General features: G+C 66.8%; 8 protein-coding genes. 5 read left to right on the top strand and 3 right to left on the bottom strand.

Annotated features, from left to right (window positions below):
* Nucleotides 1–70: 70 nt before the first annotated feature.
* The gene (locus JMY28_RS08915; protein WP_201695529.1) at nucleotides 71–1,222 is read left to right on the top strand and encodes a hypothetical protein; all 1,152 of its coding nucleotides are present in this window, start codon (nucleotides 71–73) and stop codon (nucleotides 1,220–1,222) included.
* 113 nt (nucleotides 1,223–1,335) lie between these two features.
* On the opposite strand, the gene JMY28_RS08910 is transcribed toward JMY28_RS08915, so the two are convergent.
* From JMY28_RS08910 to JMY28_RS08900, 3 genes are all read right to left on the bottom strand, one after another.
* Nucleotides 1,336–2,103: a DUF2968 domain-containing protein gene (locus JMY28_RS08910; RefSeq protein WP_201695528.1), complete on the bottom strand. Its 768-nt coding sequence runs from the start codon at nucleotides 2,101–2,103 to the stop codon at nucleotides 1,336–1,338.
* Between the two features lie 273 nt (nucleotides 2,104–2,376).
* Nucleotides 2,377–3,738: a gamma-glutamyl-gamma-aminobutyrate hydrolase family protein gene (locus JMY28_RS08905; protein ID WP_201695527.1), complete on the bottom strand. Its 1,362-nt coding sequence runs from the start codon at nucleotides 3,736–3,738 to the stop codon at nucleotides 2,377–2,379.
* Between the two features lie 172 nt (nucleotides 3,739–3,910).
* Nucleotides 3,911–5,668 (bottom strand): cation:proton antiporter, encoded by a 1,758-nt coding sequence (locus JMY28_RS08900; protein ID WP_201695526.1) that lies wholly within the window; start codon nucleotides 5,666–5,668, stop codon nucleotides 3,911–3,913.
* Nucleotides 5,669–5,827: 159 nt separating this feature from the next.
* On the opposite strand from JMY28_RS08900, the gene JMY28_RS08895 reads away from it, so the two are divergent.
* The 4 genes from JMY28_RS08895 to xdhB all read left to right on the top strand — a co-directional run bounded on the left by JMY28_RS08895 (nucleotide 5,828) and on the right by xdhB (nucleotide 12,255).
* Nucleotides 5,828–7,216 (top strand): amidase, encoded by a 1,389-nt coding sequence (locus tag JMY28_RS08895; protein ID WP_201695525.1) that lies wholly within the window; start codon nucleotides 5,828–5,830, stop codon nucleotides 7,214–7,216.
* Nucleotides 7,217–7,367: 151 nt separating this feature from the next.
* Nucleotides 7,368–7,898, top strand: a complete 531-nt coding sequence (locus JMY28_RS08890; protein WP_201695524.1) for a disulfide bond formation protein B — start codon at nucleotides 7,368–7,370, stop codon at nucleotides 7,896–7,898.
* Between the two features lie 404 nt (nucleotides 7,899–8,302).
* Nucleotides 8,303–9,859 (top strand): xanthine dehydrogenase small subunit, encoded by a 1,557-nt coding sequence (gene xdhA / locus JMY28_RS08885; protein WP_201695523.1) that lies wholly within the window; start codon nucleotides 8,303–8,305, stop codon nucleotides 9,857–9,859.
* Between the two features lie 23 nt (nucleotides 9,860–9,882).
* Nucleotides 9,883–12,255: a xanthine dehydrogenase molybdopterin binding subunit gene (gene xdhB, locus JMY28_RS08880; protein ID WP_407945486.1), complete on the top strand. Its 2,373-nt coding sequence runs from the start codon at nucleotides 9,883–9,885 to the stop codon at nucleotides 12,253–12,255.
* The last annotated feature ends 48 nt before the right edge of the window (nucleotides 12,256–12,303 follow it).

The raw sequence follows: 12,303 nt of genomic DNA, 5'->3' as shown, positions 1-12,303 counted from the left end.
CCCATCAACACGCGCGCGCCGATGACATTGCCACCCGGCGCCGTCGCCAAACCGGGGTTGCGAGAGATCGATGTCAACATTTCCGTTCGTTCAAGTCGAAGGCACGCTTGCGTTGCCGCACATTCGCCCGCTTGCCCGTTTGCCCGCGTCGTTTGGTCGGGAATGGGCGCTAACGCCTCCGCATTTCAGCCTGCGTACTGAACTGCGCGCGCTCTATGCGGCCGTCATGCGCACGGTTTGCCTGAGCGCCGAAGCGTTTCGTGCGGCGGTCGGCTGGGGCAACGATCACGGCCAGGCTCCGCAGCCGCCCAGGCCCGTTGCCGCGTCTGTTGCTCCGCCTGCTTCCGTGGGGTCCGTTGCGCGGGAAACCGCCGGTAATCCGCAAGCCGGGCGCGCTGCCAATGCGCGGAGCACACCTGGGGTTTCGCCAGGCCACGCGCCAAACCACATACCGCCGTTCCAGCCACGCAAGCTCACAGGCGGCGCGGTTGCGATTGGCGGCGCCGCACTGCTCGCATGGATCGTCGCGAGTCATGCACCACACGATTCACCAGGCGCAACCGGCAACGCTTCCCCACGCTCCAATGCGAGCGCGGGTCATGACACCTCGCAGCGTCTTGCCGAAGCGCGCGCACAGCACGAGCACGGCACTACCGGGACCATAAAGCGGTCCAGCACCGCGGCGCCTATGCCCGCCGCAGTCTTGTCTCGCACGGTGGATAAGCCAGCGCAAGCTTCTGTGGCAGTGCCCACGCAGGCACCCCAAACGACAGTCGTCGATACTCGCAAGCCTTCGCGGGCCGTGGCAACAGCACACACGAAATCCGATTTCAGCACGCGTGCGCAGCCCGCAGCGCCTGCGAGACTGGTCCAGCGCGAAGCTCGCGGCAACGAGCGTGCGGTCAAGCGCGGTAGCGGTCAGCGCGTTGCAGAACGCGGTACGACACCGCGTCGCGACATCCGCACGTTTGCGCCATATCGCGAAGCGGGACCGGTGACGTCACATCGCGCGCATGGCGCCTACTCGCAAGCGCAAGGCTATTCGCCACGGCAAACCGGCGCGAATCCCGCCGACGAATACGCGTCCATCCTTTCCTATGCGAAAACGTACGCCCCGGCACGCGTATCGAATTCGCCTGCCGCCCCGGTCGACAGTACGGAATGGGTGAATCATGTTTCGCAACGTCGCATCACCGAGGTGCCGGACCGGTTCGCAAAGTAATCCGAGGGTCCGCCCGCCGTTGCACCATAGAAAAAGCCCGGCATTTGCCGGGCTTTTTTGTAGATTGCAGGGGAAGCGCTCCGCCGGCGGGGCGAAATGCTGCCCCGCAACGCTCAGCGCCGCACTCCGGGCAGTCCTGCCTCCGTTGCGCGCTGCAGTGCGTCCACTTGCCTCTGCAGTTCGCGCAATTGCGCCTGTGCCTGGGCCTTCTGCGCGTTGAGCGCCGCTGCGTCGCCCTGCGCCTGACGCTGGTAGTCGTCGACTCGCGCCTGCTGGGTGCGAGCGATGGCGAGATCGGCCTGCAGGCGGCGCGCGCGTTCTTCGGACATTGCGATCACGCGCTCGATGAACCTCTTTTGCGCCTCGAGCTCCGTACGGCGTATTTCTACCTGGGAAAGCTGCTCGGTTTGCCGCACGAAGTCTGCATAGATCGCCTCTGAACGTGCTTCGTCCTGCGAACGGATCACACGCCAGAAGTGCTTGTCCTGAAACAGTACGACGTAGTACGTCATCTCCGGCGGGTAGAAGAAGAGACTCGCGCCATAGCTCGCGTTATAGGTCGTACGCAGTTCGACGAGTTGGGCGTCGTGAATCAGTTGCATGAGCGTGGCAACGTCACCTTGCACGGCGCCGGCGCTGGCTTGCTCGCCCGCGTTGGTCATATCGCCCGACGGCGGCAACGCGGCGGCCGGCTGCGGCGTCAAACTGCCAAGCGAGGGGCGGCTACCCGCCAGCGGCACACGCTCTCCAGCTGCGCCAGACACGTCGGCCGCGTTCGCCGCGTCGGCCGGCATGCCGGCCCATGCCGTCGTGCCCTGCTGGAGCAGCATGAGTGCTGCGGCGCTGAGCATCACACGACGCAACGTGATTGAGTGCTTCATACCTGCCTATTCCATTCAGGATTCTCAGTAACCCTTCATTATCGCCGCCGGGAAATCTCAAAAACGAAGTTTAAATTTGGATAAGCAGTGGAATAGGAAGATTAGGACGAGTCTTACGTAGGAAGCGTGCCGATCGAGAACAGAAAAGGCCCAAGGCGCGTAGGACGCCGAGGAAGAAGACCGAAATGAAAACGCCGCGCGCAGGTTGCGCGCGGCGAGAACGGGGTTGCTGCGGGTCGCCGTGACGCGTTGCGTTTTGCCCGCGGTTTGCAATCAAAAGCGCGTTTCGCGCGCGGTTCGCAAGAAGGTGTCGAGCAGCGGCGTGCAATCGAGCATTTCGGGGCCTCCAGCGCGGTGGAACTCGGGGTGCCATTGCACGCCCACGACGAACGGCGAGCGCCGGTAACGCACCGCCTCGATAAGCCCGTCGCCCGCCGAAACAGCCTCGACGGTCAGGTCGCGTCCGAGGTTCTTCACGGCCTGATGGTGAATCGAGTTGACGATCGCCTCGCGCCGTCCGGGGAACATGGTCGCGAACGTCGAGCCCTCCGGGAACGTGACCGAGTGACGATGCTGGTCGTAATGCTCGCTCACGTGCACGCCGGCTGTCGGAACGTCCGACGCGATGTCCTGATAAAGCGTGCCGCCAAACGCTACGTTGATGAGCTGGCAGCCGCGGCACACGCCCAGCACCGGCTTGCCCGACTCGACGAATTCATGCAGCAGTTCGAGTTCGTACATGTCGCGCACGCGGTCGCCCGGCCATTCGGGGCGTGGCGAGACCTCCGCGTACGTCTGCGGCGAGACGTCGGCGCCGCCCTGGAGCAACAGGCCGTCGAGATGCTTCGCGTAATCGCGCAGGCGGATATTGCTCGGATGCAGCATGCCCTCGTGTCCGACCGTCGGAATCATGAACACGATAACGCCTCGGGACATCACCCAGTGTGCGATCGATTCCTCAAGGTATTGCAGCGTCTTGCCGCGCAGCCCTTGTGCGCCCGGCTCCGGGTGGAAGATCCGCGCCGAGACACCTATGCGCAGCGTGCGCTGCGTAATCCGTTGACCGGCACGGTCGAACATTTGCCGCGCACGCGCCGCGATGATGCGGCCGAACACGGCCCAAGCCGAATCGCTTGCGCGCAGATAACGCGGCGGTTCCGGCGGAATGGCGCCGGGCGGCGGCGGGTGATGTGCCGTGAAGTCGGGCGCCTGGCCAAAGCCGGCAGGCGCAGCACCAGGACGTTGCGGCGCAGCAGACGCTGCCGTCTCGCTAGTGCTCGCCGGTTCGGTATGCGGGGCCGGCGCAGGCGCGGACTTGCCGGCCTCGGCCGTTTCGCTGATCGGAATACTCGGCGTGGTGCCGGCCGGCGCCGGCATCGGCTCGCCCGACGTAGAAGCCGCTGCCGCCTGCCCGGCGCCTGGCGTCACGGTCGAAGCGCTTTCGGGCGCATCGGTCGAAGCGCGTTGCGCGGCTTCCCCAGAGGGCGAAGCGGTGGTCGATGCAGAGGGAGAACTGGCAGAAGCGCCGGGAGGGCCGGCGGGAGGAGTGGACGAGGCGGCGCCGGCAGGACCGGCATCGGCAGGACGGCTTGCGCCGTCAGGGACCTCGGGGTGGTCTGATTTGTTATCGCTCATGACGTGGGGTCAGGCGCGCGGCGCGCGAACGAATGAACAAGCTTTGATTATCCGTCGCGCGGCACGTCGCCGCCACCCCCGCACACAATTGCTCACATCCCGTGACACAAGACGCGGTTCGAACCGGCGTGCGAGGTGCGCCACTAGCTAACGACTTGCTCGCTTGGCCAGATCAGGCATCCGGCCGCTCGTCGAAGGTCTCGCGCAACGCGATCTGCATCGAAGCGTGGATCTTCACGCACCAGCGCCACAGCAGCATGGTGAGCGCCGCGGCGCACACCAGCACGCCGACGAGGAAGCCCGTGGGCGGCAGAATCGTCCCCGAGAGCGCCGCCACGAGCACGAACACGCCGAACATCGACACCACGGGCACCAGCTCCGCAATCACATGACGGATCGCGCGCGTGAAGCGCCCTGCCTTCTCCGGCTGCACGCTCACTTCGGCAAGCAGGAGCGCGAGCGACTGCGTCTTGCGCCACACCGCCACGAGAAACGGCATCGCGAGCACGAGCGCGGCGCTCCAGAGCACGACGCGCTGGATGCGCTCGTCGCCAATCCAGTGCGCAAGCAACGGCGCCGCGTAGCGCGCGCCATATGAAACGCCGATGAAGATCGCCGAGACGAGCGCGAGATTCACGGCAATCTGCACGACGATGCGCTTCGTGAGCGAAAAGATCGTAGGACCGTCCGAGCGCGGTACGAGGCAGCGCAGCCATTGGCTGTACATGCCGAACACGTTCGAGACGGCGGGCGGCATGGCGCGCGCGAGGCGCTGCGAGAGCGGGTCCGCAATGCGGATGAGGTAAGGCGTCGTGAGCGTCGTGATGGCAGAGACGGTCACCGCGATCGGATAGAGAAACCCGCTCGTCACCTTCAGCGTGAGACCGAGCGAGGCGATGATGAACGAGAACTCGCCGATCTGCGAGACGGTCATGCCTACGCGCATGGCGGTGCGTCCGTCGCGGCCCGCGAGGAAAGTGCCGAGGCCGCACGACACGAGCTTGCCGAGCACCACGGCAATCGAGATCACGGCGATCGGCCACGCATAATCGACCAGGACGAGCGGGTTGAGCATCAGCCCGATCGTCACGAAGAAGATGGCGGAGAATGCGTCGCGCAGCGGCGCAACCAGATGCTCGATGCGATGCAGATGCCGCGACTCGGCCATGACCGCGCCGATCAGGAACGCGCCGAGCGCGATCGAATAATCGAGCTTCACGACGAGCAGGCAAAAGCCGAAGCAAAAACCCAGCACCGAGACGAGCAGCATCTCGTCGTTGCCCACGCGCGCGATGTAGCCAAGCACGCGCGGCACGATCAGGATGCCCGCGAGCAGCGAGACCAGCATGAAGAGCAGTAGCTTGCCGAGCGTGATGAGCGCGATGCCCGGCGAGAGCTCGCCCGTCTGCGCAATGCCGCCCAGCAGCACGAGCATGGCAATGCCGAGGATATCCTCGACGATCAGGATGCCGAACACGAGCTGCGCGAACGGCTCGCGCTTCACGCCGAGATCGGAGAGCGCCTTGACGATGATCGTCGTCGAGGAAATGGCGAGAATCGCGCCGAGGAACAGCGAATCCATCGTGGCCCAGCCGAACGCGCGGCCGATCTCGTAGCCTATCCACAGCATCAGCACGATTTCCGAGAGCGCCGCGACGATCGCGGTCGCGCCCACCTGGAAAAGCTTGCGCAGGCTGAATTCGAGACCGAGCGAGAACATCAGGAACACCACGCCGAGCTCGCCCAGGGTCTGGATAGTCTGCTCGTCGTGGATGAGCTGGAACGGCGGCGTGTACGGCCCGATGATCACGCCCGCCGCGATATAGCCGAGCACGACCGGCTGCTTCAGGCGATGAAACAGCACAGTGACGACGCCCGCGAGCGCCATCACGACTGCCAGATCCTGAATGAAGCCGATTCCCTGGTGCATGAAGGTCTTTCCTTACAAATAGCTATCGAATCTCCGCATGTTACCCGATGCGCGGCGTAGCCAAATCGCACGCAAGGAAAAAAGCCGACCTACAATGATGCGACCCTTGCGGGCGATGCCCGCCCGCGCCGCAGCGCACCGACCGAATCTTCTGCCGCCATGACATCCGCATCCACTGCCTTCACGCCGTTCCCTCCCCTCGCCCAGCTCTGCGCCGATCTCGCCGCGGGCCGCACGACGAGCCGCGCGCTCGCCGAAGCGGCACTCGAGCGCATCGCCGACCCGGCCGGCCAGGGCGCGACCGTCTTCACGCACGTCGATCCGGAGCGCGTACGCGCCGCCGCCGACGCACACGACCGCCTGCGCGCGGCCGGCACCGTGCTTTCGCCGCTCGCGGGCATCCCCGTTTCGGTGAAGGATCTGTTCGACGTGGCCGGCGAAGTCACGCGCGCGGGCTCCACGGCACTCGCGAACGCGGCGCCCGCCAAGGAAGATGCCGCCGCTGTAGCGCGGCTGCGCCATGCAGGCGCGGTGCTGGTCGGCCGTACCAACATGAGCGAATTCGCGTTCTCGGGTCTCGGCCTGAATCCGCACTACGGCACGCCGCTCTCGCCCTGGCGCCGCGGCGTGGCCGGCGACGCGCGCGTGGCGGGGGGGTCGTCCTCGGGCGCGGCGGCTTCGGTCGCGGACGGCATGGCCGCCGTCGCGCTCGGGACCGACACCGGCGGCTCCGTCCGCATTCCCGCCGCGTTCTGCGGCCTCACGGGCTTCAAACCCACCGCGAGGCGCATTCCGAAAACGGGCGGCGTGCCGCTTTCCCCCACGCTCGACTCGTTCGGTCCAATCGGCAACACGGTGGCGTGCTGCGCGCTCGTGGACCGCGTGCTCGCCGGGCTCGCGCCGCGCGTGCCGGCGGCGCGCCACCTCGAAGGCGTACGCCTCGGCGTGCTCACCAACTATGTGACCGACGGCGTGGACCCCGAAGTCGCGGAAACGATCGATACGGCGCTCAAGCATCTGGATGCGGCCGGTGCAATCGTGAGCGAAGTCCGCTTTGCCGCTTTCGAGCGCTTCGCCGAGATCAACCGCATCGGCTTCTCGCCGATGGAAGCGTATGCGTGGCATCGCGAGCTGATTGCGAAGCATCGCGACCAGTACGATCCGCGCGTGCTCGTGCGCATCCTCAAGGGCGAGCACGCCACGGCCACCGACTATCTGGACCTGATCGCCGCGCGCGCCACGGTGATGGAAGAGGCCCAGGCCACGCTCTGGTCGCGCTTCGACGTCGTGATCGCGCCGACCGTGCCGATCGCGCCGCCGCCCGTCGCCCCGCTAGCCGCCGACGACGATGTGTTCGCGCGCACCAACGCGCTCGTGCTGCGCAATCCAAGCGCGTTCAACTTCCTCGATACCTGCGCGCTCTCGCTGCCATGCCACCACTATGGCGCATCGCCCGTCGGGCTGATGCTCGCCGCCGCGCCTGACAATGACGACGCACTGCTCGCCATCGGCCGCGGCGTCGAGGCGGTGCTCGCGCCGCTGCGCTGACCTGAGCGGGAATCGCTCAATCAACCCCTGCGCGCGAGCAAGGACACGTCCGCGCCGCGCGCAACCTTCGCGCTAGAATCCCGTCACGCCGTCGCAGCCGCCTGGGCGCTGCGCCAGACAACCCGAACGAACGAGCCAATAAACGAGCCTCATGAACGACGATAACGCGCTATTGCGCCGCGAGCGCGGCCTGCTGGTCCTCCTTGGCCTGATCTGCCTCGCGCTCCTGGGCGGCGCCCTGTACTTCCAGTATGTCGAGCACCAGGACCCATGCCCGCTGTGTATCCTGGGGCGCTACTTCCTGATTCTGATCGCGGTCTTCGCCTTTCTCGGCGCGCGCATGACGAGCTGGCGCGGCGTGCGCGTACTCGAAGCGCTCGTGGTGCTTTCGGCGGCAGGCGGCGCGGTCGCGGCCGCAAAACTCGTCTGGGTGCAGGCGTTCCCGAGCTACAGCTGCGGTTTCGACACGCTGCAGCCCATTGTCGACAGCCTGCCGTTCGCGCACTGGCTGCCCGGCGTGTTCAAGGTGCAAGGCCTTTGCGAAACCACCTATCCGCCGACGCTCGGCCTGACCATGCCGATGTGGTCGCTGCTCGCGTTCATTATTGCGTTCCTGGCCGTGATTCTGAGCCTGTGGCGCAACCGGCGCCGCCAGGTGTCGTGGCCCGGCATCCGCCGCTGACCGGCTAAAGGACACGACGGGGCACGGCGCAGACGCGCCGCGCCTGTTCAAGCGCCACCGGCTCTTTCCGGCTCACCCGCCTCATTCGCCGCCCAGCCATCGGGCGGCACGCCCCGCCAGCGCGATTCGAGCGCTAGCCTTGCACGGCGGCATCGAATCGCGCGCGACTCCCGCATCCCCCCTGCCATCCGGGCGCAATCACCGCACGCAACGCCTGTGCACCGCAATCCGCGCTGTGACGGCGTCATGACCCAAATCACATAACCCCCATCTTGCGGGGGAAATACTTTCCTGCGGCTAGCGGTGCTATCTTCGGAACTGGATGGCGATCTACGTGCGCGAGGCCGGTGTTGGCGCGCCCCTCTCGTAACGCGCGCCTGATCCGCAATGTCCCCGGGTTCACCATGACAACGCAAACCATCCGCTTCCTCCACCGAGGCACCGTGCACGAAGTGCGCGACCTGCCTCCCACACGCACGGTGCTTCAGCACCTGCGCGAGGATCTGCGCGCCTGCGGCACCAAGGAAGGCTGCTCCGAGGGCGACTGCGGCGCCTGTACCGTCGTGGTGGGCGAACTCGACGGCGAAGGTCGTCTCGCGCTCAAGGCCGTCAACGCCTGCATCCAGTTTCTGCCTACCCTCGACGGCCGCGCGCTCTACACCGTCGAAGATCTGCGCCAGCCGGGTGGCGCACTGCATCCGGTCCAGCAGGCGATGGTCGATTGCCACGGCTCGCAGTGCGGTTTCTGCACACCGGGCTTCGTCATGTCACTGTGGGCGCTGTACGAGAACCAGCCGGCCGGCGCGGGCCTGCCGAGTCGCGAAGAGATCAACGAGGCGCTCTCGGGCAATCTGTGCCGCTGCACCGGCTATCGGCCGATCATCGAGGCAGCGCTGCGCATGTTCGACGAAACCTGTCACCCGCGCGTGGCGCTCGATCGCGCTCGCGTCGAAGCCCAACTGCGCGTGCTGCAGCGTGCCGGCACGTTCGAATATCACGGTCCCGACGTGCGGGGCGCCGGGCACGGCGAGAGCACGTTCTACGCGCCGCGCACGCTCGAAGCCTTCGCGGCGCTGCGTGCCGCGCATCCCGACGCGCGCGTGCTCGCGGGCAGCACCGATGTCGGGCTGTGGGTCACAAAGCAGTTTCGCGACCTGGGCGACCTCATCTACACCGGCAACGTCGCGGAAATGACGACCGTTTCGCGTGACGCGCAGACGCTCACGATCGGCGCGGCCGTCCCGCTCGAACAAGCCTACGCGGCGCTCGCCATCGACTACCCGGAGCTCGCGGAACTGTGGGCGCGTTTCGCCTCGCTGCCCATTCGTAACGCGGGGACGCTCGGCGGCAACGTCGCAAACGGCTCGCCGATCGGCGACTCGATGCCCGCGCTGCTCGCGCTCGACGCCACGCTCGTGCTGCGTAACGGGGCGCGCGTGCGCACGCTGCCGCTCGCGGCGTTCTACACGGGCTATCAGAAGAACGCGCTCGAAGCGGGCGAATTCGTCGAAGCGATCCGCGTGCCGCGCCCCGCGCCGACACTGCGCTTTCGCACCTACAAGGTCTCGAAGCGCTACGACCAGGACATTTCGGCGGTGTGCGCCGCGTTTGCACTCGACGTGCGCGAGGACGGGACACTCGCGAGCGCGCGTATCGCCTACGGCGGCATGGCAGCGATCCCGCAGCGCGCCGCGCGCGCAGAGGCGGGGCTTAACGGCGCGCGATGGGACGAAATCAGCGTTCAGCGCGCGATGGATGCGCTCGCCACCGACTATCAGCCGCTCACGGACATGCGCGCGAGCAGCGCGTATCGTCTGAAGGTCGCGCGTAACCTCCTGTGGCGCTGCTGGCTCGAAACGCGCGACGACGCGCCGCTCGCGCTGTGCGACGTCAACGCGTTCGCCTTCGCCGACAGCGACGACGATGGCCAGGACAACGCAGCCGCTGGAGCCACGCCATGAACGATCAAGCCGAAGCGCTCGTCATGCGGCAGGAGCACCGCGATGAGCACGCCCATGAACGCGCGCTCGGCGCGCCGCTGCCGCACGAATCGGCGGATGCTCACGTGAGCGGCGAGGCGCGCTATACCGACGACATCCCCGAACTGCACGGCACCGTCCACGCGGCGCTCGGCCTCGCGCGCCATGCGCACGCACGCATCGTCGCGCTCGATCTGGAACGCGTGCGCTCGTCGCCGGGCGTGCTTGCGGTGCTGACTGCCGCCGACATCCCCGGCGAGAACGACTGCGGCCCGGTCGTGCACGATGATCCGGTGCTCGCGAGCGACGTCGTGCAGTACCTCGGGCAGCCCGTGTTCGCGGTGATCGCCACGAGCCACGAACTCGCGCGCCGCGCCGCGGCGCTCGCTGCAAGCGAGGATGTCGTTCGTTACGAGCCGCTGGAACCTGTTCTCAGCATCGAAGAAGCACGCAAGCGCCAGCATTACGTGCTGCCGCCGCTGCGTCTCGTGCGCGGCGCGCCCGATGCAGCGCTCGCCGCGGCGCCCCATCGCCTCGCGGGCACGTTCGCAGTGGGCGGCCAGGAACAGTTCTATCTCGAAGGCCAGGTGGCTTACGCGCTGCCGCAAGAGCAAACGGGCATGCTCGTCTACAGCTCGACGCAGCACCCGAGCGAGATGCAGCAGGTCGTCGCGCATCTGCTCGGCTGGCCCGCGCACCGTGTGAGCTGCGAATGCCGGCGCATGGGCGGCGGTTTCGGCGGCAAGGAATCGCAGTCGGCGTTGTTCGCTTGCGTCGCCGCGCTCGCGGCGCACAAGCTGCAGCGACCCGTGAAGCTGCGCGCGGATCGCGACGACGACTTCATGATCACCGGCAAGCGCCACGACGCGCTCTACACGTACGAAGCGGGCTACGACGACGAAGGACGGCTCCTCGGCGCACGCGTGGAAATCGCGCTGCGCGCGGGCTATTCCGCCGATCTTTCGGGCGCGGTCGCCACGCGCGCGGTTTGTCACTTCGACAACGCCTACTATCTTTCGGATGTCGAAATCGTCGCGCTCTGCTGCAAGACGAACACGCAGTCCAATACGGCGTTTCGCGGCTTTGGCGGCCCGCAGGGCGCGCTCGTGATGGAGGTGATGCTCGACGAAATCGCCAGGTCCCTCGGCCGCGATCCGCTCGATGTGCGGCTTGCGAACTACTACGGCATTGGCGAGCGCGACGTCACACCATACGGCCAGCGCGTGGAAGACAACGTGCTCGCGCCGCTCACCGACGATCTGCTCGCGTCGAGCCGCTATCACGAGCGGCGCGCGGCCATCGCCGCGTATAACCGCGTGAGCCCCGTGCTCAAGCGCGGCATGGCGCTCACGCCGGTGAAGTTCGGCATCTCGTTCAACGTGCCGCATCTGAACCAGGCGGGTGCGCTCGTGCATGTTTATCGCGACGGCTCCGTGCTCGTGAACCACGGCGGCACCGAGATGGGCCAGGGGCTCAACACCAAGGTCGCGCAGGTCGTGGCGGGCACGCTCGGTTTGCCGCTCGAGCGCGTGCGCGTGAGCGCCGCCGATACGTCGAAAGTGGCCAATACGTCGGCCACGGCGGCATCCACTGGCAGCGACCTCAACGGCCTGGCCGCAGAGGATGCCGCGCTCACGATCCGCGCGCGCCTCGCGGCGTTCGCGGCGGCACAATACGGCGGCGCGCCCGAAAACGTCGCGTTCGAAGATGGCCTCGTGCGGGCGAACGCCAAAGCGATCGCTTTTGCTGAATTCGTCGAACTCGCGTATATGAAGCGCGTGCAACTGTGGTCCGATGGCTTCTACGCCACGCCCAAAGTGCATTGGGACGCGCGCACGCTCACCGGCCGTCCGTTCTACTACTTCGCCTATGGCGCGGCGGTATCGGAAGTGGTCGTCGATACGCTCACCGGCGAATGGAAGCTCGTGCGTGCAGACGTGCTGCACGACGCGGGCCAGTCGATCAATCCGGCCATCGATCTCGGGCAGGTGGAAGGCGGTTTCATCCAGGGCATGGGCTGGCTCACGACCGAGGAGCTTTGGTGGAACCGCGACGGGCGGCTCATGACGCACGCGCCGTCCACGTACAAGATCCCGGCGGTGAGCGACACGCCAGAGGCGTTCAACGTGAGGCTCTATCGCAACGGCGCCAACGACAACGTCGAACCGACCGTGTTTCGCTCGAAGGCCGTGGGCGAGCCGCCCCTGCTTTTGCCGTTCTCGGCCTTTCTCGCGATTCGCGACGCCGTGGGCGCGGCGGTGCCCGAGGCGCGCGAGGCCGCGCCGCTACGCGCGCCCGCGACGCCTGAAGCGATTCTCGATGCGCTGGACGCACTGCGCGCGAGCGAACCAGCGGCGCTTCGCACGCTCCAACCGTGAGGCGCGGCGCAAGCCTGGCCACGAAGATTAACCGGCGGTACACGCAAC

Source organism: Paraburkholderia hiiakae (assembly GCF_904848665.1).
GTDB lineage: Bacteria > Pseudomonadota > Gammaproteobacteria > Burkholderiales > Burkholderiaceae > Paraburkholderia > Paraburkholderia hiiakae.
The sequence above is the reverse complement of the archived record's forward strand: the minus strand, read 5'-3'. Positions and strand labels throughout refer to the sequence as shown.